Raw genomic sequence first — 24,429 nt, 5'->3', positions numbered from 1 at the left:
GGGTTTGGATGATGAAATCGGCGGAAACAGCTTCCTTGACCGTGAGTCACAATGAGCTTCAGGCGATGGCTTATACCGATCCGCTGACCGGGTTGGGAAACCGCAATCGCATGCGCGACAAGGTGCTGCAAATCTCCGCCGAGCGCGCCGGCGATCCCGCGCCCTTCACCATCGGTATCGCCAATCTCGACAGCTTCAAGCCGATCAACGATCTCTTTGGCTCCTCGGCCGGCGACGAGATCCTTTGCCAGGTCGCCCACCGGCTCCGGGCTTGCATTCCGGACGGAGCGCTGGTCACCCGTCACGACGGCGACGAGTTCGCCTTCGTGCTGCCGTTGATTTTCGAGCGGGCAAGCGCCGAGAAATTCGGCCAGATGATCCGCGAGGTGTTGTCGGCGCCCTATGACCTCGGCGACCGCAATGTGCGTCTGTCTGCCTCCTTCGGCTTCGCCATCTATCCCTTCGCCGGAGAGGACTGCGAAGAACTGTTGAAGAGCGCCGAAACCGCCCTCTATCGTTCCAAGCGCCGCGGCCGCGGCCAGATCACCGTCTATTCGCGTGAAATCGCCCAAGAGATGAAGCGCGCGACACAGCTGGAGCAGGCGCTCAGAAATGCCATCATCTCCGACGCGATCGACGTTCATTTCCAGCCGATCGTCTCGCTTGCCAACAATCAGGTCGTCGGCTTCGAGGCGCTTGCCCGCTGGAACGATCCCGATCTCGGTTTCGTGTCCCCCGGCGTCTTCGTACCGCTCGCCGAGGAGCGCGGCTTCATCGATGCGCTGTCGGAGGCCCTGCTTCGCAAGGCCGCCGAAGCAGCCCTGTCCTGGCCGCGCGAACTCTTCCTGTCCTTCAACCTCTCTTCGGCGCAGCTGATGGATCCCGGCACGAGCGGCAGCATCCTGTCGATCCTCGGTCGCGTCGGCTTCGATCCGCACCGCCTGGAACTGGAGATCACCGAGACGGCGGTGATGGGTTCGGCCGATACTGCCCATCGCATCATCGCCGATCTGCGCGCCGCCGGCGTGCGCATCTCGCTCGACGACTTCGGCACCGGCCAGTCGAGTCTCGGGCGTCTGCGCGACTTCATCTTCGACAAGATCAAGATTGACCGCGCCTTCGTCTCGCGCATCAATTCCGACCGCGCCTCCGAACACATCATCAAGGCGATCCTTTCCATGTGCGAAGGCTTGGAGCTTGAAGTCGTGGCCGAAGGCATTGAGGATTATGCCGAAGCGGCGAAGCTGCGCACACTCGGCTGCGGCATGGGCCAGGGCTACCATTTCGGCCGTCCGGCCGATGGCATCGCCACGCTGCGCTTCCTGCACGAGAACTATTACGATATGGCGCCCGCCGAGCGCGTCAGCGCATAAGCAATCCCAGCAAAAGTGCGCAGCGGTTTTGCGTCCGGGATTGCGTAAAGCAAACAGCCAATCCCAGCAAAAGTGCGCAGCGGTTTTGCGTCCGGGATTGCGTAAAGCAAACAGCCAATCCCAGCAAAAGTGCGCAGCGGTTTTGCGTCCGGGATTGCGTAAAGCAAACAGCCAATCCCAGCAAAAGTGCGCAGCGGTTTTGCGTCCGGGATTGCGTAAAGCAAACAGCCAATCCCAGCAAAAGTGCGCAGCGGTTTTGCGTCCGGGATTGCGTGGAACAAACAAGCCAATCCCAGCAAAAGTGCGCAGCGGTTTTGCCCCCGGGATCGCGTCAGGCAAAAGTGCGCAGCGGTTCTGCGTGGTGAATTGCGTGAAACATGCAATCAGAAAAAGCAATGGCGCCCCTAGGAGCGCCATCGCCTACGCTATACTACCGCGCGCGGTTTACTTAGGCGTGGTCGAGCCGGTTGCCGTCGTATCGGTACCGGTTGCGGCCGGGGCCTTTTCTGCAGACTGCATTGCCAGTGTCTTGAACTCGGGCGCAGCCTTCAACGATTCGGCCGTTTCGCTTGTTGTCAGCTTGAGACTGCCGTCCTGGGTGTTCTGGGCAACCGTGATCTTGTCTATCGGAACGGCGACATCCTTTTCGCCGATGCCGAGGAAGCCGCCGACGCCGACGATTGCGGCAACGATTCCGCCGTCCTTCTTGAGGATAAGGTCGTTGATGCTGCCGATGCTTTCATTGTTGCCGTTGTAGACCGACTGGCCGATATAGGTGTTGGCGCTGATCTGGTCCGGAGCCTGCTCCGTCAGATAGGTACCTTGAGCTACATCCGTGGTCGGTTTTGCAGCCGGAGCCTGTGCAGCGTCGCCTGCGGGCTTGGTGACATCAGGGGTGACCGGCTTGGGGGCAGCCGGGTCGGCCGGCGCTGCCTGATTGGTGGCGGCGGGATCGGCAGGCTGCGGCGCCGTCTGCGAGAATGCCGCCGGTGCGAAAGCCGTGGCAAACAGCGCGCCAGCGGCAACGGTCGTCAAAAGTTTGCGTGTCATTTCGAACCTACTTTCATTTCCCTAGAGTGATCGCTGACTCGGCAATGCATCATCCTTGCCGCGCCGGTTCGAAGGGAAAATGAGTGGTGCGCCGATTGGTTCCGGTTGAAAACACGGAAAATTTCTCGATTATCACGGAACTTTTATTAGCGAACGGGGCCGAGAGGAAAAAAGGCGCCCCCGCTTGGGAGCGCCTTGAATGCGGCTGGCCGACGCCGCAATCAGAGCACATAGACGGGATCGAACACGCCCTTGACTTCGATGCCGAGTTCCAGAAGCGCGCCGGCACTCGGCTGAGCCGAACGGGCATCCTCGTCAAGCCCTTCCCAGGCCGTCGTTACCGCCAGCCGGTCGGCATTGGCGCCGATGAAGGCAGGGCAGGAAGGCTGGACGGCGGGAACCTTGTAGCGCGAGATGCGCAAGCCATCGGGATTGTAGCGATCGACGACGCCGGCGCCCCAGCGGGCATTCCAGATATAGCCGTCGGCATCGACCACCGAGCCGTCAATGTCGCCGGGTTCGTTCATGCTGTCGACGAGCACGATCGGCTCGCCCGAGGGCAGGCCGGTCTGCGGATCGACCATGACGCGCATCAGCCGGTTGATGCGGGAATCCGTGTAGTAGCCGATCGTGCCGTCCGGGGAAAAGCAGATCGAATTCGGAATGCTGATGCCGTTGAAGATCTTTGTCACCTTGCCGCCGGCGACATGATAGATGGCGCCGGCCTGGTTCTCCGCCCGCTTGCTCATCGTGCCGATCCAGAGTGCCCCCGACGGATGGGTGCGGCCGTCGTTCGAGCGATTCTCCGGCCTGTCGTTTTCGAGCGCGGCATAGAAGGTGAGGTTGCCGCTCGCCACGTCGCGCACGAAAAGCCCTTGCTCCGTCGCAATCAGCTGCCGTTCGGCGTCGATGCGGGCCAGCACGCTTGCCATTACGGGCAGCGGATGGACCTTTTTCTCCCCTGTTGCGAGTCTGAGCTCGTGCAGCTCCTTGCCGAGGATGTTGAACCACCAGACCGTATTGCTGTCCGGATCATAGGCCGGTCCTTCGCCGAGAACGGAATTGGTGTTGCAAAGGGTCTTGCCTTCGAACTCGTAAATGTCGGTCATGCGTTCACGCTCCCATGGCTGCATCATAGGCGTAAATGGTCGCCTTGGCGCGCTCGGCAACCTCTGCCGCAGTCATTCCGGGCTTATAGAGGCTGGTGCCGAGGCCGAAGGCTGAGATGCCGGCCTTGGTGTAATCGGCGAAATTCTTGTCCGACACGCCGCCGACGGCGGCAATCGTCAGTTCCGGCGGCAGGATCGCCCGGATCGCCGTGATGCCGGAGGGGCCAAGCACGCTCGCCGGGAAGAATTTGAGACCGGTGGCGCCGGCGCGCGCTGCCGCTAAGGCCTCCGTCGGCGTAAAGACGCCGGGCATCGTCACCATACCATAGTCGCGCGCCCGGATGATCACCTCGGGCTCGACATTGGGTGTGACGAGCAGCGTGCCGCCAGCCGCATTCAGGCTGTCGACCGCCTCGACCGTCAGTACCGTGCCGGCGCCGATCAGCACCTCGGCCGGCGCCATCTTCGCGGCGATCTCGATGGATTCGAACGGCTCCGGCGAGTTGAGCGGAATCTCGATCGCCGTCAGGCCGTTTTCGATCAGGGCGCCGACGACGCTCTCGGTCTCGTCGGGCCGGATGCCGCGCAGGATGGCGATCAGCGGACGCTTCATGTCGGGGAAGGGGATACGGTTCATCGTGTCAGCTTTCTCAATTCGGCCAGATGGCTTCGGCGGCTGCCGATAGGCCGCGGCGCACGGCCGCATCGGCGTCGATGGCGGTGAAGGCAAGGGAGAGGGTGTTGAAGGCCTGCTCGTAGAGCGCCTGCAGGCGTCCGGTGGCGACGAGGGTGATGCCAGTGCCGTTGGCGGCATCTTGCAGCGCGCCGGCAATTTCGAGGCCGATCAGCGTGCCGGAAAGCCGGGCCTGCGCGGCCGCGGCGGAGATCCCGTGCAGCAGCTGGCCGGAACGAGCGGTAAACAGCAGATTGGAGGCAAGTGCGGGATGCGCAAAGGCCGCCGATACGGCCGCCTCGAAGGCAGCCGCATCCGCCGGCTGTTGTTCGGCACCTGACACGGCATGCGACAGGATCGTGTTTTTGCTGATCGCGTCGAAAAGTTCGCCGGTCATGAAGGTCGAAAAGCCGGTGACCTTGCCGTCCACGACATGCACCCATTTCGAATGCGTGCCGGGCATGCAGACTGCCTGCGCCGCCGAATTCGCGCGACCGAGCGCGCCGAGGAGCTGGGTTTCCTCGCCGCGCATGACGTCGGGCCTCGCCACATCGCGCTGGGCAAGGCCCGGCAGGATGCGGATGTCGCGGCTTTCACCCGGCACGCGGACCGCCGCGGTGAGGATCGAGGCGAGCGGCGCCGGCACGTCGATATAGCCGGCTTCGACCCAGCCCTGCCTTGCGCCGGCCATGCCGCAGACGATGACAGGCAGGCTTTCCGGCGCTTCGATGGCGGCAAGATGTGCTGATAGCACCTGGGAAAAGCCGGTCTTTGCCGCGCTCGTCATGCCTTCGCCGCTGCGGCGTTCGGCAAGGATGCCGCCGTCCCTGCCGATCAGCCAGAGCCGGAAACTGCTGGTGCCCCAGTCCACCGCGACATAAGCGGGATTAGCCATTACAAAACGCCTCCGTCGACGATCAGGGACTGGGCGGTCATCGCCGCCGCGCAGTCGGATGCAAGAAACAGGCAGGGACCGACGATGGCTTCCGCCTTGAGCGGGAATTTCAGGCATTGCTGCTCGACCGAGCGTGCGATGCTTTCCTCGGTGAGCCAGAGCTGCATCTGCCGCTCGGTGACGATCATACCGGGCAGGATGCAGTTGACCCGGATATTTTCCGGCCCGAGCCGGCCGGCCATGCTCTTCGTCAGTCCGACAACTGCCGCTTTCGCTGCCGCATAGGCGGGAAATCCGCCCATGTTCAGCTTGAAGGCGATCGACGACATATTGACGATCGCGCCGCCGCCGGCCGACCGCATCGACGGCGCCACCGCCTGCGAGGTGAAGAACACGTGCCGCAGATTGACCGCCTGATTGTTGTCCCAGTAGGCCTCGGTCACAGCGTCGAATTCGTGGCGGTCATCCCAGGCGGCATTGTTGACGAGCACGCGGATCGGCCCGGATGTCTGAACGACGGCATCGACCGTGCGCCGGATCGCCTCGATGTCGCGCAGATCGGCATGGTAGAAGAGCACCGGATGCGCCGTTTCCCGCGACAGTCTTTCCGCGAGTTCCGTGCCGGTCGTCTCGGCAATGTCGATGAAGGCGACCTTGGCGCCTTGACGTGCGAAACCTTCGACGATCGCCGCGCCGATGCCGGATCCGCCGCCGGTCACGAGCACGACGCGATCCTTGAACTCGGGAAATTGTGCTGCCACCGCGCTCACCGTCTCCTCCGGTCTCTGGTGTTCCATTATTTGGAACTTAATTTGACTATGTGGAATTATCGGATTATGCTGGCCTTTCTGTCAAGGGCGCATGCTTGCAAGGGCGGACCGATTCAATGGCACATAGACAATGACTTCGAGCGACGGCATGGCCCAAGCGCGTGAGACCGGCACCCTCGGCAAATTGATGGTTCTCCTCGATCTCGTCACCCACGCGGATGCGCCATTGCGCTTCACCGATATCCTGGCGCTCGCCGGCCAGCCGCGCGGCACGCTGCATCGCCAGCTCAGCCACCTGGTGGAGGAGGGGTTGCTTGAGTTCGATGGCGACGGCCGTTATGCGCCGGGCCTGCGCCTGCTCGATTTTGCCGCGCGCAGCTGGGCGCGCAACGAATTCCGCCTGGTTGCCGAGCCGCACCTGAGCGAACTCCAGCAGGCGACCGGCGAGACGGTGCATCTCGGCGTTCTCCGGGGACAGTCGATCATCTATCTCGACAAGGTCGAAGGCCGTCAGCCGGTGCGCATGTATTCACAGATCGGCAATGCGTCGCCCTGCTACTGCACCGGCGTCGGCAAGGCCGCTCTTTCGCTGCTTCCGCCCGAAACTCTTGTCGATCTCCTCGCCGGCCTGAGCTTCACCCGCTTTACCGCCTCGACCCATGCTTCGGCCGAGACGCTTGCCGCCGAAGTCCGCGAGATTGCCGAACAGGGCTATGCTTTCGACCGCGAGGAGCACGAGGCCGGCATCCGCTGTGTCGCCGCACCCATCTGGTCGGAGGATCGAACCTTCATCGGCGGCATTTCGGTCACCGGCCCGGCCTATCGGCTGTCGATGGAACTTCTGCACCAGTGGGCCGTTCCCGTTCAGCGGGCGGCGAGAAAGATCATGGAAGGCATGCGTGTCCGTCTCGGCCCGCGCCGCTGACGGAACAGGCATCTACCGTACCATTGCTGGACGTGATTTGCGGAGCATGCTTATGACGAGCGCGATATCGAGCCCTAGCGAATCTGGACAACTACTGCGCGAAAATCTACAATCATGCAGCGGTCATGTGCCCAATGTTGAGCATATGGCACATTTTCCTCAAACCGAAGATTGTAATTTCCCGATACATTCCAACCATGCGGCGGCAGAATTCGCATGGAATTTTCCCGATTGCTGTGTCGAAGATGAAGAAATGTGATGGCACCCTTGTCACAGGTATCCACTGAAGAAGACGACTATGTTCAGGAAATAGCTGGGCTGAAGACCCAGTTCGATATCTTCCGTTTCATGAAACGCGTGACGGAAGCGTATCGCAGCCGCGCCTTCATGGTTCTCAACCTGCCGCCGATCACCTCTATGGATCTTCAAGCCAGCACAGTGATCACCAGCTGGCCGGCCGAGCTTCTGGCGATTTACGACCAAGAGGGCTTGATGGTGAACAGCCCGGTTCTGAGGCGGTTGAGGACATCGACGCGGCCGTTCTTTTACGATATGTCGCGTGAGACCTGGTCGCGGGACGACGGCAAGTCCGCCCTGGTCACGGGGTTGTTCGAGCGTTTCAGGATGATGCGCGGCGCCTATTTCCCAACCCATGAGGCCTCCGGCCTGCGCGGCGCCGTCTCCTTCTCGGGCGATCGTGAACCCTTCAGCGCCGCCGAGATGCGCGAGCTTTGCTATATCGCCATCCATGTCTTCGACAGGCTTGCCGAAATCCGCAACCTCGATGCGCGCATGACGGACTCGCTGACCGACCGCGAGATCGACTGCCTCAACTGGACGGCGGCCGGCAAGACCAGCGCCGAAATCGCCGAAATCCTGGCGCTGTCCGAACATACGGTCAATCATTACCTCAACCGCGCCACCAAGAAGCTCGACACGGTCAACCGCACCCAGGCGGTCGCCAAGGCGCTGCGGATCGGCCTGATCAAATAAGTTGCAAAGATGGCGGCGCGCTGTGGCCGGCCGCTCAGTGCTTAGGCAAAACCGGGATGCTGCCCCGGCACTTCTCCGCGCTTTTCCGATTTTTTTCATCTGGCACGCTTTCTGCATCTTTGTTGCCAGAGGTCCAGAGGGGACTTTGATGACCAGCGCCAGGAAATGGCGCGGCCGACACACCGCTGTCCGACGCCGACGCCGCTTCTCTCCCGGCGTTCGGCGTCGGAGGCGGTTGTTGCCTTTCGGCACCGCTTCGTTCGCAGCTGTTCACGAATTCCTCTTCCTGATCACTTTTCTCTGGCCTTTTTTTCGGCTTGCGCTAGTTCGCCCCGCATTGCGCCGGTTCTCGGGGAGAGAGACCGTTGCGGCCATCAGGGCGAAAAGCCCGGCGGACTTGATGGCCGCAACGGATTCGCGGGGTCCCCGCCGGCGTTTTTCGAAGCCCGCGAATTGATTTTCCTCCCGATGATTTTGTTTGGCGAAGGCGGGCGGCTCCACTATCTCTACCGCATGATTTCATGCCTTGGTCGGAATCGGCTAGGACTAAAATCATGTGTGCGCAATGAAAGACGCGCGGCGCCGTAGTCTGCGAGAAGAAGCAATGAGGGTGGAATGACCGACGTCACGAAGGAACAGGTTCTCGAAACGCTGAAGACCGTGCGCGGACCGGATCTCGAACACGACATCGTCGCGCTCGGCATGGTCTCCGATGTCTTCATTTCCGACGGCAAGGTCTATTTCTCCATCACTGTTCCGGCCGAGCGCGCCAAGGAGCTGGAGCCGATGCGGCTTGCCGCCGAGCGCGTCATCAAGGAGATGCCGGGTGTCAAAGGTGCGCTCGTCACGCTGACCGCGGACAGAAAGGCGGCGTCCGCCGCGCCCGCCGCCCGGCCCGTGCCGAATCCGCCTCACGGTCACGCCGGTCATGATCATGGGGGCCACGATCACGGGCACCACGCGCATGCGCCGCAGCAGCCGCCGCCCCGCGCCGGCAAGATCGGCGTCCCCGGCATCGGCGCCATTATTGCCGTCGCCTCCGGCAAGGGCGGGGTCGGCAAGTCGACCACCGCCGTCAACCTGGCGCTCGGCCTGCTCGCCAATGGTCTCCGGGTCGGCATTCTCGATGCCGATATCTACGGCCCCTCCATGCCGCGGCTCTTGAAGATCTCCGGCCGCCCGACGCAGATCGATGGCCGCATCATCAATCCGATGGAGAATTACGGCCTCAAGGTCATGTCGATGGGTTTCCTCGTCGACGAGGAGACGGCGATGATCTGGCGCGGGCCGATGGTCCAGTCGGCCCTGATGCAGATGCTGCGCGAAGTGGCATGGGGCGAGCTCGACGTCCTCGTCGTCGACATGCCGCCCGGCACCGGCGATGCGCAATTGACGATGGCCCAGCAGGTGCCGCTTGCCGGCGCCGTCATCGTTTCCACGCCTCAGGATCTCGCCCTGATCGATGCCCGCAAGGGCCTCAACATGTTCCGCAAGGTCGAGGTGCCGGTGCTCGGCATCGTCGAAAACATGAGCTATTTCATCGCGCCCGACACCGGCACCCGCTACGACATCTTCGGCCACGGCGGCGCCCGCAAGGAGGCTGAGCGCATCGGCGTGCCCTTCCTCGGCGAGGTGCCGCTGACGATGAACATCCGCGAAACCTCCGACGCCGGCACGCCGCTGGTCGCCTCCGATCCGAACGGCGTCGTCGCCGGCATCTATCGCGGCATCGCCGCCAAGGTGTGGCAGCAGCTCGGCGGCCAACCCCAGCGGCCGGCGCCGGCGATCGTCTTCGAATGACGTCTCCGGCTATGGGCACGACTTCCGGGCCAGGGCGCGGATGACAGCAAAGCGCTGAACCGCCGAATCACCGTTGCGATCACTCCGAATTGTGCGGGAAACGTGGTGAAAAGGCGCACTTCACGGAAGATGTCTTGATTATTTCACGGCTTTGCTTCATATGCCGCGGCGCCATGATGGCGTTGCTGCAGATGCTCATGACGGCCGTCTTCGTTTCGAAGGTCCGGCCCGCCTGCAAGGTCGAAGGATGGGTACTGCGATGCGGTTGAGCACAATGGGCATGCTGGCTTCAAGGCCGGATGCAGCCGGAGTTGTATGAACTTTCTTGATCCGCTTCCGTTTGGACCTGGAACGAGCCACCCTCGCATTGCCGCGATGGCGGACGGATGGAAAGGCTTGCAATGAAGATGATGACCACGAAGTGGCGTGAGCATCGGAGACGCTGCCGGTGATCACCGCTTATTGTTCTAATTGCAGATCGGTCGAGATCCGCGATCTCTCGCAGACGGCATCCGTTCCCCAGGATATCGTCTGGATCGACATGATCGAGCCGAGCCGCGAGGAGGAGCTTTATGTCGAAAAGGTCCTCGGTATCGGAGTTCCGACCCGCGACGATCTGAAGGACATCGAACCGTCGGCTCGCCTTTATATCGAGAACGACGCCGTCTTCATGACCGCTTCGCTGGTCTGGAAGGCGGATACCGACGCGCCGACGCTGACCGATGTCGCCTTCATCCTGGCCGGAAACCGTCTGGTCACCATCCGATACGCCCAACCTAAATCCTTTGCGCTGTTCATCGCCGCCCTGCACCGGCTGCCGGAAAACTGGCGCAGCGGTGCGGCCCTTCTCGCCAAGCTCCTGGAGACGATCGTCGACCGGACCGCCGAAATCCTGGAAACCTCGGTCTCGCGCATTGACATCCTGTCGACGCACGTCTTCGGCGACCGGGCTAAAAAGGTCCGTAAGCCGTCGAATTACCTTGAGGAAAAGCTGCGCGATATTGCCGGCCATCATCGTATGATCAGCAAGCTACGCGACAGCCTCGGCTCGCTTTCCCGGCTAATGACATTCTTTCACACCATCCCGGCGATCCAGCAGGACCGCGAGGCGAAGGAACTCTGCCGCACCGTGTCGCGCGATATCCAGTCGCTGTCGGAGCATGCCTCCTTCATCGCTGCCAACATCACCTTCCTGCTCGACGCCTCGCTCGGTCTGATCAACATCGAGCAGAACTCGATCATCAAGATTTTCTCGATCGCCTCGGTCGTGTTCCTGCCGCCGACATTGGTCGCCTCGATCTATGGCATGAATTTTCATGTCATGCCCGAGCTGGCCTGGACGGCGGGTTATCCCTATTCGCTGACTTTGATGGTAATATCGGCCGTCATCCCCTTTTTCTTCTTTCGCTGGAAAGGCTGGCTCTGAGGAGCCTGTTGAAATTTCATGTCCGAAGAGAGCCATCCTCCGCACGAACGCCATATGACGCCGCGCAAGCTGTTCTATCTCGCGCTCGGTTCCGTCGGTGTCGTCTACGGCGATATCGGCACAAGCCCGCTCTACGCGTTTCGGGAAGCGCTGAAGCCCGTCGCCCATGACGGTGTCACCCGTTTCGAGGTCATTAGTCTGATTTCGCTGATGATCTGGGCGCTGACCATCATCGTCACCATCAAATACGTTCTCTTCCTGCTGCGCGCCGACAACGACGGGGAGGGCGGCACGCTGTCGCTGCTCGCCCTTCTGATGAAGACCGCCAACGGCCATACCGCACTGCTGATGCTGCTCGGACTGATGGGCGCTGCCCTGTTCCTCGGCGATGCGATGATCACGCCGGCGCTTTCGGTGCTGTCGGCCGTAGAGGGTCTGAAACTCGTCACGCCCAGCCTGGCGGACTATATCGTGCCCATCTCGGTGGTGATCCTGGCGCTGCTCTTTGTCGTGCAATCGCGCGGCACCGGTGCCGTCGCCAAGTTCTTCGGGCCGATCACCGCCGTCTGGTTCCTCGTCATGGCCGCCGCCGGCATTTCCCACATCTCCGACGATTTCGGCATCCTCGCCGCCTTCAACCCCTATTATGCCGTCAGTTTCCTGCTGCATGAGGGTTTTTACGGCGTCGTCGTTCTCGGTGCGGTCTTCCTGACGGTGACGGGCGCCGAGGCGCTTTATGCCGATCTCGGCCATTTCGGCCGCCGCCCGATTCAGTGGGCTTGGTTCCTGCTGGTCTTCCCGGCGCTGACGCTGAACTATCTCGGGCAGGGCGCACTCGTGCTCGGCAAGCCGGAGACGATGTCCGATCCCTTCTATCTGATGTATCCGCAATGGGCGCTGCTGCCGGTCGTCATCCTCGCCACCGCCGCAACAATCATCGCCAGCCAGGCCGTCATAACCGGCGCCTTTTCGCTGGTGCGCCAGGGCATCAACCTCGGCTTCCTGCCGCGCATGGAAATCCTATTCACTTCGGAAACCAACACGGGACAGATCTTCTTGCCGTCGGTCAACGCCGTGCTGTTCTTTGGCGTCATCTTCCTGGTGCTGAGCTTCAAGACGTCGGACGCATTGGCGACCGCCTACGGCATCTCCGTCACCGGCGCCATGGTCGTCACCTCGATCATGGCCTTCGAATTCGTCCGCGCCCGCTGGAATTGGTCGCTGCCGGTTGCGGTGATCGCGCTCGCGCCGCTCGTCGTCCTCGAAATGATCTTCCTCGGCGCCAACCTTCTGAAGATCCACGATGGCGGCTATATCCCGATCCTGATCGCCACCGCCTTTACCGTGGTCATGTGGACCTGGCGCCGCGGCACCGCGATCCTGATGGAAAAGACCCGGCACACCGATATTCCGCTCGCTTCCTTCGTCAGTTCGATCGAGCGCAAGAGCGAGCATTCGCCGGCGCAGGTTCCGGGCACGGCGATCTTCCTGACCAGCGATCCGGAATCGGCCCCCGCCGCCCTGCTGCACAATCTCAAGCACAACCACGTGCTTCACGACCGCAACGTCATCCTGACGATCCGCACCGTCAACAAGCCGCGCGTACCGAGCCACGACCGCTACAAGGTCGAGCCGATTTCCGAACGGTTCTCGCGCGTCGAGCTGCTCTTCGGCTTCATGGAATCGCAGAACGTCTCGCAGGCGCTGGCGACGCTGCGCAAGACCGGACTGAAGTTCGACATCATGTCGACCTCCTTCTATCTCGGCCGCCGCAAACTGGTGCCGGATGCCAAGTCGGGCATGCCCCACTGGCAGGACCGTCTTTACATTGCGCTGGCCAACGCCGCCGCCAACCCCTCGGATTACTTCCGTCTGCCGGCCAACCGCGTCGTGGAGCTGGGCTCGCACGTTATTATTTGATGGGTGCGGACGAGATTGCTGACGGGAGTGACCGCGCTTTGAACGGCCCTTCCGCCATCTCAACCTCCGGCATGCTCGGCCTTGAGCCGAGCATCCACACTGGACCTGCCAGCAGCGGCACGGGTCCTCGGCTCAAGGCCGAGGACAACGGAGATTGGGGATGCGTTCCCGTCCAACTCGCTCTGCAGAGCTATAAGGCCAGAAGGAGCGCAGCGGCTCTGGATGGACGAAACTATCCGCCACATTAGAATATCCAAAGGCGCTCATAGTCACTTTCCGGCACACCCCGTTAACCGGACGTCAAGGTTAATGAGTGATTTTCGATGGCATGTTCCCGCGTTCCATGCACGGAGTTCGTGTTGCGTCGAAAGAGCCCTTCCCGTAGCAAGCTGCGTCTTCTTCCCGAGAACTGGGTGTCGCCCGTTATCTTCGGGCTTGCCGGCTGGCTGATCTTCCCGAGCGTTGCTTCCCACGCCGATCTCGCCACCATGCTCGCCGGTCTCGATCGTGAGGGGGAGAGCTGGCGCATGGTGCTGACCAATTCGCCGGCCGGCTCCATCCATCAGGCCGAGCTCGCCTTCGCCGGTCCGGCAGCGACCGGCTCGATCGCCTCAGGCGCCGGCATGGTGCTGCCCGATGGCCGCAAGGTGGCTTTTACGGCCAAGGACAAGGGTCACGAGGACACGCCGGACGAGGATCGCGTCATTCGCGGCACGAAGAAAGGCCGCGTCGTCGCCGTCGAGAAGATGCAGCCGCCGAAGGATTTTTCCGCCGGCTCCATTCTCGAGCGCACCAAGATGCTGTTCACCCCGAACTTCGATCTCAAGGACAGGTCGGCTTTCGTCAGGCCGAAGATCCAGGGCAGGGAAATCGAGATCGCCACCTCTTTTTATAAGAAGCAGCCGGTGATGCCGGAGGTCGGCGTGCCGGCGATGCTCGCAAGCCTTGTCACCAGCAACAAGGCCGACGTGCTGGCCACCGCCTATGCGCCGGCGGCACCGGATTACGCCCGCCAGTCGCCCTTCGATTCGATCTTGACCGAACCCGACAGCGGCCGCTTCGTCCCCCAGATCGGTCCGGGCGATCACGCCTGGGCCGCAAGCGTGCTGCCGCCGAGCGTCTTTTCCGCCCGCGAGCAGCAGTGCCTTGCCTCCGGCATCTATTTCGAGGCGCGCGGGGAATCGGTGAAGGGCCAAGCGGCCGTCGCTCAGGTTATCCTCAACCGCGTTCGAAACCCCGCCTATCCCAAGAGCATTTGCGGCGTCGTCTACCAGAACGAGGATTGGCGCAACCGCTGCCAGTTTTCCTTCGCCTGCGACGCCATCAGGGACCGGGTGAATTCGCAATATCACTGGCGGGTGGCCCGCGACGTGGCCATGGCAGTGACATCAGGCAAGATCTGGCTGCCGCAGGTAGGTTCGGCAACACACTACCATGCCGTCTATGTCAGGCCGAAATGGGCAAAGACCATGGAGAAGGTCGGCCGCATCGGTCTCCACGTCTTCTATCGCACCTATGGTGGCGGCTGGAGCTGAGATAAAGCGCTGGGGCCAGGCCGATTTTTCGCCCCCAAAAGCGGATTCTTTCCGTCGAATTTGCGCGCTCGGCCGGAAATCGACTTATCCCTTTGATTTCACGAATTTATTTTCTGGCTGGACAGAAGCCGTCTACGCCTTGACTATACCAAGCCCTAAAACTATGTTGCGCGCGACTTCAGAACGGGCCGGAAGGGTCTCAACCTTCGCGTCCGGGGTCCGAATGACCGGGGTAGCGGGAGTGCGGGCGACGGGCAGGCGAGGAGAGATCCATGGCGGATGACCGCGAGGAAAGTCTTGAGAAGCGCCGTGCGCAACTGGGAGCGGAACTCGCGACCAAGCGCGCTGAGGCGGGAGTGGAACAAGCAAGCGAGGCCCAAGCCGAGGTAAGCCGCAAAGGTTATGCCCAGGCGATGAAGCTCTCCAGCGAGTTCATTGCCGCAATCGTCGTCGGTGCCGTCCTTGGCTATCTTCTCGACCGTTTTGTTGGCACGGCGCCTTGGGGGTTGATTGTTCTTCTGCTTCTCGGATTCTGTGCTGGCGTTTTGAACGTGCTGCGTTCTGCGGGGGTGGTGGCCCACCCTCTGGACAAGGACGATAAGAAATAGAGGGCCGGTCCCGGTCCAGTGCAATGACCCCGCGTCCTGCGGGCCAAAGAGAGAGAACAAGCGGTGTCTAGCGATCCGACTCATCAGTTCCTGATCCAGAAGATTGTCCCGATCGAAATCGGCGGAATTGATTTTTCGTTCACCAACGCATCGCTCTTCATGGTCGCTTCGGCAGCGGTTGCCGCCGGCTTTCTTTATTTCTCGACCTCGAACCGCGCCATCGTGCCGGGTCGCTCGCAGTCGGTCGCGGAAATGTCCTATGAATTCATCGCCAACATGCTGAAGGAAGGCGCGGGCAAGCAGGGAATGAAGTTCTTCCCGCTGGTCTTCTCGCTATTCATGTTCGTGCTGACAGCGAACCTGCTCGGCATGTTCCCCTATTTCTTCACGATCACCAGCCAGATCATCGTCACCTTCGCGCTGGCGATCCTCGTCATCGGTACGGTGCTCGCCTACGGTTTCTATAAGCACGGCTTCCACTTCCTGAATGTCTTCGTGCCCTCGGGCGTGCCGGGCATATTGCTGCCGTTGGTCGTCGCGATCGAAATCATTTCCTTCCTGTCCCGTCCGATTTCGCTGTCCGTTCGTCTTTTCGCCAACATGCTCGCCGGTCACATCACGCTGAAGGTGTTCGCAGGCTTTGTCGCCTCGCTTGGAACCCTTGGTGCCGTCGGTATCGGCGGCGCCGTTCTTCCCCTCATCATGACCGTCGCCCTGACCGGTCTCGAGTTCCTCGTCGCCTTCCTTCAGGCTTACGTCTTCGCGGTGCTGACTTGCATGTACCTCAACGACGCAATCCATCCGGGCGGGCACTAAGGATAACGACAACGACGTCTCCAGGGCGTCAGTCATTCGCCGCAACAACCATTTCAAAGGAGTTCAACATGGAAGCGGAAGCAGCAAAGTTCATCGGTGCAGGCCTGGCTTGCTTTGGTATGGCCGGTACGGCTCTCGGCCTCGGCAATATCTTCGGCAGCTACCTCTCCGGCGCTCTGCGCAATCCGTCTGCCGCTGACAGCCAGTTCGGCCGTCTGGTATTCGGCTTCGCCGTTACGGAAGCTCTGGGCATCTTCTCGCTGCTCGTCGCTCTCCTCCTCCTCTTCGCTGTCTGATATCGGCGAATAGATGGATCACGGCCTGCGACCGCAAGCCGTGATCCTTTGCATTTGCAGTCCACCTGGAGGTGAGCATGTTTTTTGTGACCCCGGCTTACGCTGAAGAAGCACCGGCGGCAGCGACCGGCACGGATGCGCACGCCGCTCCGGCCGCAGGCGAGGTCCATACCGAGACCGGCGTTGCCGAAGGCGAACACGCCCGCGGCCCGTTCCCGCCTTTCGATTCGACGACCTACGCATCTCAGCTGCTCTGGCTGGTGATTACGTTCGGCGTCTTTTACCTCCTTATGCAAAAGGTCATCGCGCCGCGCATCGGGGCCATCCTCGATCAGCGCCACACGCGCATCTCCCAGGACCTGGAAGAAGCAGGCCGCCTGAAGGCGGAAGCCGACGCCGCCGTCCAGACCTATGAAGGCGAACTGGCCGCTGCCCGCGCCAAGTCCCACGCGATCGGCTCCGCCGCCCGCGACGCTGCCAAGGTCAAGGCCGAAGAGGATCGCCGGACCGTCGAGGCGAGCCTGTCGGAAAAGATCAAGGCTGCCGAAGCCCGTATCGCCGACATCAAGGCCAAGGCTTTCGCCGACGTCGGCACCATTGCCGAGGAAACGGCGGCCGCCGTCGTCGAACAGCTGATCGGCAGCACCGCTGCTCAGGCAGATGTCGCCGCCGCCGTCGCGGCAGCCAAGAAGGAGGCTTGATCGATGGATATTTTTCACCTCGACGCGACTTTCTTCGCCTTTGTCGGCCTCATCCTTTTCCTGGCGCTGGTCGTCTATCTCAAGGTTCCGGGCATGATGGCGCGCTCGCTCGACGACCGAGCCGACCAGATCCGCAATGAACTGGCTGAAGCCAAGCGCCTGCGCGAGGAAGCTCAGCATCTGCTCGCCGAATACCAGCGCAAGCGCAAGGAAGCGGAAGCGGAAGCCGCCCATATCGTTGCCGCAGCGGAGCGCGAAGCCGAGATGCTGACCGCCGAGGCGAAGAAGAAGACGGAAGAATTCGTTGCCAACCGCACGGCGCTCTCCGAGCAGAAGATCAAGCAGGCCGAGGCCGACGCGATGAAGGCGGTGCGTTCCGCCGCCGTCGACCTGGCGATCGCGGCCGCCGAGACGGTGCTCGCCAAGAAGGCCGACGGCAAGGTCCAGTCCGAGCTCTTCGGCAACGCCGTCGGACAGGTCAAGACGCGGCTCAACTGAGCGGTTCTGAATAGAATGAGAAAAAGGCCGGGCATGTCCTGGCCTTTTTCTTGTTGATAGCGCTTGTTTTTTTCCTGGCCGCGTGCGGAGCTGCAGTGCGGCGTCCCTGATCGGCAATTGCCGGCCCTTTCTTTTGCAGCCTATTCGGAAATCAACTCGTCCATCTCAGGACCGTCCTCGCCGTTGCGCAGCGGCCGAAAACTCATCCGGTGCAGTGAGCAGGGGCCGTGCTTCTCGATGCCGGCGCGGTGCTGCGCCGTGCCGTAGCCGGCATGCGCGGCAAAACCGTAATCGGGAAACACGTTATGCGCCCTCGCCATCATCCGGTCGCGCGTCACCTTGGCGACGATCGAGGCGGCGGCGATCGAGACCGAGCGGGCATCGCCCTTGACCACCGCCTGTCCGGGGCAATCGAGGCCAGGCGGCACGTCAAGCCCATCTGTCAGCACGTAGCTTGCGGGAATGGCGAGGCTGCAGATGGCGCGACGCATCGCGTCCAGGCTCGCCTTGCGAATGTCCGTCTCGTCGATGCGGGTCGAGCTGGAGGAGGCGATGGAAACCGTCGCGGTCGCCAGGATCTGCACGAAGAGTTCCTCGCGCCGCTGCGCCGAGAGCTGCTTGGAATCGTTGAGGCCCTCAGGGATGCGCTTCGGATCGAGAATGACCGCAGCGGCCACCACAGGCCCCGCCAGCGGCCCGCGGCCTGCCTCGTCGGCGCCGGCGACCGGCCAGTGACCGGCCTTGCGGGCTTTGAGCTCGAGCTTGAAATCCGGCACGAGAGGGACCGTGTCGAAAAGCAGGGGAGAATCGGGTGGCGTGCGACGTTTCATGCGGCTGAACCTCGCACGCCAACCCGATTTCCCGCAAGTCCCCGGATCAGGGCGGCGGCCGGGGACGGTCCGGCGGATGGTGGCGGTCAAGGCCATCCGCAGGAATTGCGCTCGGGGCTCGAAACAGGGCGGTTTTTCTGAGCAGCCGATGCGCAAGCTTAAAAAATCAGAGCAGCGACAACTGCACGCCGCTGCCATCCGGTGGCACGAACAGATCGTCGCGCAGCGGCACGCTGCGCCGCGTCAGCTCGAAGCGTTTCGCCGCCATTTCGAAACGCCGGGCGATCTGCCAGGCATAGGGGCCGGCACCCTTCATGCGCTTGCCGAATTCGGCGTCGTAATCCTTGCCGCCGCGCATCGAGCGCACCAGCGACATCACGTGCCGGTAACGATCGGGATAGTGCTGCAACAGCCAGTCGCGAAAGAGCGGGCTGACTTCGAGCGGCAGTCTGAGGATCACATAACTCGCCTCGGCGGCGCCGGCAGCCTTCGCCGATTCGAGAATGCGCTCGAGCTCGTGATCGTTCAGCGCCGGGATCAGCGGGGCGGCCATGACGGCAGTCTGGATGCCTGCCTCCGAGAGCGCATGAATGGTCTCCAGCCGTCGCGGCGGCGTGGCGGCGCGCGGCTCCATCGCCCGGGCAAGCTTGCGGTCGAGCGTGGTGACCGAGATGCCGACGCGCACCAGGTTCTTGCCGGCCATCTCCTGAAGAATGTCGAGATCGCGCAGGATCATCGCCGACTTGGTGACGATCGACACCGGATGGTTCGCCTTGTTCAGCACCTCGAGGATGCCGCGCATGATGCGCCATTCCTTCTCGATCGGCTGATAGGGGTCGGTATTGGTGCCGATCGCGATCACCCGCACCTTGTAGCCCGGCTTGGCGAGTTCCCGCTCTAGCAGCTTGGCCGCATCGGGCTTGGCGAAGAGCTTCGTCTCAAAATCGAGCCCCGCCGAAAGCCCCATATAGGCGTGCGTCGGCCGGGCGAAACAATAGATGCAGCCATGCTCGCAGCCGCGATAGGGATTGATCGAGCGGTCGAACGAAAGATCCGGAGATTCGTTGCGGGTAATCGCGGTGCGCGGCTTTTCGATCTGCACCTCGGTCCTGAACGGCGGCAGCTCTTCCAGCGTCTGCCAGCCGTCGTCGAACGTCTCCCGCTGCAGCGCTTCGAACCGCCCTGTCGGGTTCAGTCCCGCTCCGCGCCCGCGCCGCCGGTCGCCCTCGACCCTGAGACCGGACGACACGATCATCGCATCGGCAATATCTGCCGTATTGGCAGGCGCGAATGCGGCCTGCCCTGCCAGGGACTGCTCTCTCATCGGATTCTCCCGCAGCGAAAAGCCGTTGCCTCCGCCCGTTTGTGATGATTAAATTCCTATCGGCAAAACGAGAACAATGCAAGAACAAAATCAGGAAAAGGATGCTGGCAAAAAATTGTGCGGCGCATTATGAATAATCGATGTTGACGGTTGTTCTCGAATGCCAGGATCAGGAATCCGAACTGGCGCAGACCTTATCGGTATTGGTGGCAGGCGCGGTGGAAGGGCTCGTCAGCGATGTGATCGTGCTCGATCACGGCTCGCGCGACGGCACCTCGCGGGTCGCCGACGCCGCCGGCTGCCGTTTCCATTCACAATGGGATATCAAGGATATCGTTCGCTCGGCCCGAGGCGAATGGCTGCTCTTCGTCGAGCCGGGCGCCAGGCCGCAGGCCGGCTGGATCGATGAGATCGCCGAGTATGTGGCGCTGAACAAGACGCCGGCGCGCTTTACTGCGTCGCGCGGCTATCGACGCCCCTTCTTCCAGCGCGTCGCCCGCGCCCGGCCGCCGCTGGAGCTTGGGCTGTTGATGCCGAAGAACCAGGCGCTCGCCGCCGCCAGAAGCGGGATGCCTGTTGCCGACTTCGCCAAGGGCCAGAAGCCGCGCAAGCTCGCAAGTGAATTGATTCCTTCCTGGGTGGCGCGTGCCGCGCGGTAGAATGCCCATCCCTGCATCGATGCTGTCCGAAAAAGTGCCCCTCACCCTAACCTGCCCCTTGAAAACGGGGAGAGGGGACGTGCCCGGCGAGAGGTTGGTGGTGATGGCGAGGTTGCGGCATGGTTCCTTCGCTCCGTTTACGGGGTCCGAAGGACGTCGAGACCAGTGGCTCGACCCCGGTCGGTGGCGGCAGCCGGATGAGGGGCTGGTCTCGCCGCAAGCGCGCTTTGGTGATTGCTTCCCATCATCGCGCAAAGATGGCGCCCAATCGGATTTCGCGCTATAATTCGTCCATGGCGCCGCCGAAGCGCCGCGCTTCGCAACGGGTGCCGTGGAATGCCGGTGAACGGCAGAACAGGTCGGCGAAAAATCTCCTCTTCTGCCGGGTTCCCGGCGAAAGGAGGTGCGTCATGCCAGGCGGTAGTATCCACGGCGTACGCAGTATGATCTGCGGCCTGCTGGCCGTCATATTGCCGACATTGGTGATCGCGCATCCGCATTCGGCAGCATCGCAGACGATGCTCAGTTGCGCAGGTCGATCCGACGTCGTCAGTTTCCTCGACCAGAATTTCGGTGAGAAGCTCACCGCCGTCGGGCTGGTCAATCAGAACGCCGTTCTTGAGGTCTATGCCGCCAAAAGCGGCACCTGGACGCTCGTGGTCACGGATATCCACGGCATAAGCTGCATCTTGCTGTCGGGTGATGGCTGGGATTCGATGCCGGCTCTGCCGGGCATTGCCACATGACAAATGCCAGCGCGTCGGCGCCGAAAGTCTGAATCGGATTTTCGACGGCGCGACCGCGGCGCTGGAACGGCAGCTCCAGTCTATTTCTGCGCGCCGCGTTTCAGATGCTCGTCCAGGCGCGGCATGATCTCGACGAAATTGCACGGCATGCTGCGATAGTCGAGCTGTGCTTTCAGTATGCCGTCCCAGGCGTCCCGGCAGGCGCCGGGCGAGCCGGGCAGGGCGAAGATGAAGGTGGAGTTGGCAACACCCGCGGTGGCGCGCGACTGGATCGTCGCCGTGCCGATCTTATCGTAGGAAATACGGTGGAAGACGGCGGAAAAGCCGTCCATGCGCTTTTCGAACAGCGGCTCCACCGCCTCGGGCGTCACGTCTCGGCCGGTAAAACCGGTGCCGCCCGAGGTGATGATGACATCGATCTCCTCCCGCTCGGTCCAAGCTTTGACCTGGGTGGCGATTTTCTCCCGGTCGTCGGGCACGATCGCCCGCTCGACCAGCCTGTGGCCCGCCTCGGCAATCCGCGCCGCCAGCGTATCGCCGGACTTGTCCGTCTCCGGCGTGCGCGTATCCGAGACGGTGAGAACCGCAATGCCGACGGCGATGAAGGGCCGTTTTTCGTCCAAACCTGCCATCACATGCCTCCCGAAACCGTTTCCGTCGCCTGGAAATACCAGTCGGGCCGCGCCTCGTGAAGAGCCGCCGCCGCATCTCGCGCGGCGGCCATGTCGGCAAAGATCCCGAAGCAGGTAGCGCCGGAGCCGGACATACGGGCAAGAAGAGCGCCCTCGGTCCGCAGCATCGCCAAGATCGCCGCGATTTCGGGCACGGCCTCGCGCGCCGGTGGCTCCAGGTCGTTGCGAGCCGCGCCGATCGCCGCAAGCCAGCCTGCGGTCTGTGCGAGCGTCAGGGGTGAATTGTTCTTTGCCTTGAGCCGGCGGAAAACCTCCGGCGTCGAAACCCCCTTCAATGGGTTGGCAAGCACCATGGCGAAGGCCGGCAGATCGGGCACGGCTTCGATCTCCTCGCCGATGCCGCGGGCAATCAGCGGCCGGCTCTCGAGGCACATGGGCACGTCGGCGCCAAGCTTCAGCGCCAGCGCAGCCAGCGTCTCTATCGGCAATCCAGTGCCCCAGAGGCGCATCAGCCCCCGCAGTGTCGCCGCCGCGTCGGCCGAGCCGCCGCCGATGCCCGAGGCGACGGGCAGGTTCTTCTGGAGGTGGATATGAACGGGGAACGCAAGGGCGCCCACGACCTCGCGCAGGAGGTCGCGCGCTCTGATCACCAGGTTGGTGCCGCCGTCGTCGGCAAGCGTCTCGCCGAAACGGCCCGATAGGGTGAAGGCGTCAGCCTGCGCCGGCAGGAAGCCCAGCCGGTCGCCGCAATCTGCGAAGGTCACCAGCATATCGAGCAGGTGATAGCCGTCCGGCCGCTGGCCCGTTACATGCAGGGCGAGATTGATCTTCGCGCGCGCCTCTTCGGTGACGCCGAAAGCATTGGCCAAGCCCTGCTCAGGCATCGGTGGCGCCCGTCAGGACTTCTTGTCGACCGGCGGCGGCGTGACCGGCGCCGGATCCGGCTGCTTCTTGTCGGCCGCCTTGGCATCGTCGTTAGCGGGCAGGCCGTTTGCGACCTTTTCCTTGATCTTCGGAATTTCGGCCGCTTCAGGCTCGGAGGCGAGCGCCCGGTTCCACTGGTAGACGGCTTCGAGCTTGCGCCCGACGCGCCAGTAGGCATCGCCGAGATGGTCGTTGATCGTCGCGTCGCCGGCCTTGATCTGTGCCGCCCGCTCCAGCTCGTCGACGGCGTCGTCGAAGCGGTTGAGACGGAAATACGCCCAGCCGAGCGAATCGATGATGTAACCGTCGTCAGGGCGAAGATCGACGGCCTTCTTGATCATGGCGAGGCCTTCGTCGAGGTTCCGGTTCATGTCGATCCAGGAATAGCCGAGATAGTTCAGCACCTGCGGCTGGTCGGGGTTGAGCTCCAGAGCTTTGCGGAAGTTCGGTTCGGCCTGGTCCCACTTCTTCAGCCGCTCATAGGCGATGCCGCGCTGGAAGAAGACGCTCCAGTTGGCGCGGCCGGGAATTGGGCCGATCGCTTCGACCGCCTTGTCGTAATTGGCGGCCATCGCCTCGTAATCCTTGGCGTCGGAGAGCACGCTGCCATAGGCGAGGTAGCTGCGGATGTCCTTCGGGTCGGAGGCGATCAGCGCCTGCAGGTGCTTGCGTGCCTCGTCGACCTTGCCGCCCTGGGCAAGGGCGAGGCCGAGCTGCAGCTCGGAAATGCGCCGCATCGGTGAATTCTCCGGCACCTTCTTGTAGAGGGAGATGGCGCGGTCCATCTGGTTCTGCTTTTCGGCGATGCCGCCGAGCAGCACCAGCGTATCGGCGCTGTTGGGATCGAGCGCGTTGGCGGTCTGCAGGTAGAGCGAGACGATATCCTCGGCGCCGTCGCGGTTCAGCGCGCCGCCGACGGAGAAGAGCACGCCGGCGGCGCCTTCTTCGGCGGTCTTGACCTGCTGCTCCTGCTTCTCGCCCTTCTCGATACTGTCGCGCAGCGCATTCAGCGGCGCATAATTCGGCAGCAGGTTATCGCCGACGGACACGGCATCGAGCGCCTTCTGCTTGTTCCCCTGCGCCGCCTCCAGGCGGGCAAGCGCCATCACCGCACGCATGAACGTGTCGGGCGCCGTTGCCCCGCCTTCCTTGTCGAGCACGGCGTCGTTCAGATGCTGGCGGGCCGATTTCACGTCGCCGGTGACGACGGCGATCGCACCGGCATTGTAATTCTGGAAGATGCGGAACCAGTCCGGCCCCTTCATCTTCTCGACCATGGCGAGCGCTTCCTTGCCGCGGCCGGCGCCGACCCGGGCCCAGGCGAGCAGCAGGTCATTCATCATCCGGTCGAGATCGTTGGGCCCCTTATATTTCAGGATCGACTCGGCGGTCTTGTAGTCGTCGCGGCGCACGGCATCCATGCCGCGCACGATCGTGGTGATGCGCTCGACCGAGGGATCGCTCTTCAGATCATTGGCGTATTTGACGCCTTCCTTGATGTCGCCGTTGAGCAGCAGCGAGATCATCAGCCGCTGGCGAATCTCGGGATTGCCGGGCTCGATCTGCAGCGCCTTCTTGTAGAGCGCGATCGCCGTTTCGTAATCGTGATCGACATCGGCCGTGCGCGCGGCGAGGAAGGCGCCGGAGAAAGTGGTGACGCTATCGGCATCGAAGAAGCTCTCGGCCTTACCGGCATCGCCCGCCTTGGCCGCATCTTCGGCACTCGCGCCGGCAACGCCGCCGAGCGAAAGGACAGCCGCCAGGGCTGCGCTCGTAAGAAGACGGATGGCAATTCTCTGCCGCATTAGGAAACCTTTCTTCGAGAGCGTCCGGCCGCTGCCGGTCGCAAATCAGTCGTCATCACTGATTCATAACAGGATGGCTTTTTTGGAGCGACGCTGCAAGAAAATCAGCCTCGATCGCGGC

25 protein-coding genes are annotated in these 24,429 nt (G+C 62.5%); 14 read left to right on the top strand and 11 right to left on the bottom strand.

The features are described from left to right. Positions 1-8: 8 nt before the first annotated feature. Complete coding sequence (locus tag J7U39_RS15650) at positions 9-1,373, top strand: EAL domain-containing protein (RefSeq protein WP_210629016.1); 1,365 nt, start codon at positions 9-11, stop codon at positions 1,371-1,373. Here J7U39_RS15650 and J7U39_RS15645 read toward each other — a convergent pair. The 6 genes from J7U39_RS15645 to J7U39_RS15620 form a co-directional block, all read right to left on the bottom strand. After that, complete coding sequence (locus J7U39_RS15645; RefSeq protein ID WP_210629015.1) at positions 1,337-1,654, bottom strand: hypothetical protein; 318 nt, start codon at positions 1,652-1,654, stop codon at positions 1,337-1,339. The two genes, J7U39_RS15650 and J7U39_RS15645, sit on opposite strands and share 37 nt — an antisense overlap. A 163-nt stretch (positions 1,655-1,817) precedes the next feature. Continuing rightward, positions 1,818-2,423 (bottom strand): PRC-barrel domain-containing protein, encoded by a 606-nt coding sequence (locus J7U39_RS15640; RefSeq protein ID WP_210629014.1) that lies wholly within the window; start codon positions 2,421-2,423, stop codon positions 1,818-1,820. 221 nt (positions 2,424-2,644) lie between these two features. Beyond that, entirely contained in the window at positions 2,645-3,532 is an 888-nt protein-coding gene (locus J7U39_RS15635) for an SMP-30/gluconolactonase/LRE family protein (protein WP_210629013.1), read from the bottom strand. Between the two features lie 4 nt (positions 3,533-3,536). After that, positions 3,537-4,169 (bottom strand): 2-dehydro-3-deoxy-6-phosphogalactonate aldolase, encoded by a 633-nt coding sequence (locus tag J7U39_RS15630; RefSeq protein ID WP_210629012.1) that lies wholly within the window; start codon positions 4,167-4,169, stop codon positions 3,537-3,539. Between the two features lie 13 nt (positions 4,170-4,182). Then, positions 4,183-5,100: a 2-dehydro-3-deoxygalactonokinase gene (locus J7U39_RS15625; RefSeq protein ID WP_210629011.1), complete on the bottom strand. Its 918-nt coding sequence runs from the start codon at positions 5,098-5,100 to the stop codon at positions 4,183-4,185. Beyond that, positions 5,100-5,897 (bottom strand): SDR family oxidoreductase, encoded by a 798-nt coding sequence (locus J7U39_RS15620; protein ID WP_210629010.1) that lies wholly within the window; start codon positions 5,895-5,897, stop codon positions 5,100-5,102. The genes J7U39_RS15625 and J7U39_RS15620 overlap by 1 nt, the downstream gene beginning before the upstream one ends. Before the next feature lie 103 nt (positions 5,898-6,000). Here J7U39_RS15620 and J7U39_RS15615 point away from each other — a divergent pair, with 103 nt between their 5' ends. The 11 genes from J7U39_RS15615 to J7U39_RS15565 all read left to right on the top strand — a co-directional run bounded on the left by J7U39_RS15615 (position 6,001) and on the right by J7U39_RS15565 (position 17,388). Continuing rightward, positions 6,001-6,795: an IclR family transcriptional regulator gene (locus tag J7U39_RS15615; protein WP_210629009.1), complete on the top strand. Its 795-nt coding sequence runs from the start codon at positions 6,001-6,003 to the stop codon at positions 6,793-6,795. Between the two features lie 258 nt (positions 6,796-7,053). Further along, positions 7,054-7,788, top strand: coding sequence for a LuxR family transcriptional regulator (locus tag J7U39_RS15610; RefSeq protein WP_210629008.1), 735 nt, complete (start codon positions 7,054-7,056; stop codon positions 7,786-7,788). A gap of 615 nt (positions 7,789-8,403) precedes the next feature. Continuing rightward, positions 8,404-9,588 (top strand): Mrp/NBP35 family ATP-binding protein, encoded by a 1,185-nt coding sequence (locus J7U39_RS15605; RefSeq protein ID WP_210629007.1) that lies wholly within the window; start codon positions 8,404-8,406, stop codon positions 9,586-9,588. Between the two features lie 448 nt (positions 9,589-10,036). Then, entirely contained in the window at positions 10,037-11,014 is a 978-nt protein-coding gene (locus J7U39_RS15600; protein WP_210629006.1) for a magnesium transporter CorA family protein, read from the top strand. A gap of 18 nt (positions 11,015-11,032) precedes the next feature. Beyond that, the gene (locus tag J7U39_RS15595; RefSeq protein WP_210629005.1) at positions 11,033-12,934 is read left to right on the top strand and encodes a potassium transporter Kup; all 1,902 of its coding nucleotides are present in this window, start codon (positions 11,033-11,035) and stop codon (positions 12,932-12,934) included. 323 nt (positions 12,935-13,257) lie between these two features. Further along, positions 13,258-14,469, top strand: a complete 1,212-nt coding sequence (locus tag J7U39_RS15590; RefSeq protein ID WP_210629004.1) for a cell wall hydrolase — start codon at positions 13,258-13,260, stop codon at positions 14,467-14,469. A gap of 272 nt (positions 14,470-14,741) precedes the next feature. Beyond that, on the top strand, positions 14,742-15,077 hold the full coding sequence (locus J7U39_RS15585) for an AtpZ/AtpI family protein (protein ID WP_210629003.1): 336 nt from the start codon (positions 14,742-14,744) through the stop codon (positions 15,075-15,077). A gap of 63 nt (positions 15,078-15,140) precedes the next feature. Beyond that, positions 15,141-15,893: a F0F1 ATP synthase subunit A gene (locus tag J7U39_RS15580; protein ID WP_210629002.1), complete on the top strand. Its 753-nt coding sequence runs from the start codon at positions 15,141-15,143 to the stop codon at positions 15,891-15,893. A 68-nt stretch (positions 15,894-15,961) separates the two neighbouring features. Further along, on the top strand, positions 15,962-16,189 hold the full coding sequence (locus tag J7U39_RS15575) for a F0F1 ATP synthase subunit C (protein ID WP_003588243.1): 228 nt from the start codon (positions 15,962-15,964) through the stop codon (positions 16,187-16,189). Between the two features lie 77 nt (positions 16,190-16,266). Then, on the top strand, positions 16,267-16,890 hold the full coding sequence (locus J7U39_RS15570) for a F0F1 ATP synthase subunit B (protein WP_064800845.1): 624 nt from the start codon (positions 16,267-16,269) through the stop codon (positions 16,888-16,890). Between the two features lie 3 nt (positions 16,891-16,893). After that, positions 16,894-17,388, top strand: a complete 495-nt coding sequence (locus tag J7U39_RS15565; RefSeq protein ID WP_210629001.1) for a F0F1 ATP synthase subunit B — start codon at positions 16,894-16,896, stop codon at positions 17,386-17,388. A gap of 140 nt (positions 17,389-17,528) precedes the next feature. Here the strand turns inward: J7U39_RS15565 and J7U39_RS15560 are convergent, their stop codons facing one another. Together J7U39_RS15560 and J7U39_RS15555 are read right to left on the bottom strand one after the other, a co-directional pair. Next, complete coding sequence (locus tag J7U39_RS15560; RefSeq protein WP_210629000.1) at positions 17,529-18,218, bottom strand: ribonuclease HII; 690 nt, start codon at positions 18,216-18,218, stop codon at positions 17,529-17,531. A 166-nt stretch (positions 18,219-18,384) separates the two neighbouring features. Continuing rightward, entirely contained in the window at positions 18,385-19,542 is a 1,158-nt protein-coding gene (locus J7U39_RS15555; RefSeq protein ID WP_210628999.1) for a PA0069 family radical SAM protein, read from the bottom strand. Positions 19,543-19,682: 140 nt separating this feature from the next. On the opposite strand from J7U39_RS15555, the gene J7U39_RS15550 reads away from it, so the two are divergent. Together J7U39_RS15550 and J7U39_RS15545 are read left to right on the top strand one after the other, a co-directional pair. Continuing rightward, the gene (locus tag J7U39_RS15550) at positions 19,683-20,201 is read left to right on the top strand and encodes a glycosyltransferase family A protein (protein WP_210628998.1); all 519 of its coding nucleotides are present in this window, start codon (positions 19,683-19,685) and stop codon (positions 20,199-20,201) included. Between the two features lie 410 nt (positions 20,202-20,611). Next, complete coding sequence (locus tag J7U39_RS15545; protein WP_210628997.1) at positions 20,612-20,947, top strand: hypothetical protein; 336 nt, start codon at positions 20,612-20,614, stop codon at positions 20,945-20,947. Positions 20,948-21,027: 80 nt separating this feature from the next. Here the strand turns inward: J7U39_RS15545 and moaB are convergent, their stop codons facing one another. Genes moaB through J7U39_RS15530 form a run of 3 tightly spaced genes read right to left on the bottom strand, consistent with a single transcriptional unit; the run spans position 21,028 to position 24,308 of the window. Then, positions 21,028-21,579, bottom strand: coding sequence for a molybdenum cofactor biosynthesis protein B (gene moaB, locus J7U39_RS15540; protein WP_210628996.1), 552 nt, complete (start codon positions 21,577-21,579; stop codon positions 21,028-21,030). Further along, a complete protein-coding gene (locus J7U39_RS15535; RefSeq protein ID WP_210628995.1) occupies positions 21,579-22,463 on the bottom strand; it encodes a 4-(cytidine 5'-diphospho)-2-C-methyl-D-erythritol kinase in 885 nt (294 codons plus the stop codon). The genes moaB and J7U39_RS15535 overlap by 1 nt, the downstream gene beginning before the upstream one ends. 12 nt (positions 22,464-22,475) lie before the next feature. Next, positions 22,476-24,308 (bottom strand): tetratricopeptide repeat protein, encoded by a 1,833-nt coding sequence (locus tag J7U39_RS15530; protein WP_210628994.1) that lies wholly within the window; start codon positions 24,306-24,308, stop codon positions 22,476-22,478. Positions 24,309-24,429 lie beyond the last annotated feature (121 nt).

Origin of the sequence: Rhizobium sp. NLR16a (genome assembly GCF_017948245.1) — a bacterium.
Taxonomy (GTDB): Bacteria; Pseudomonadota; Alphaproteobacteria; order Rhizobiales; family Rhizobiaceae; genus Rhizobium.
This window is presented reverse-complemented; position numbering and strand designations above follow the sequence as displayed.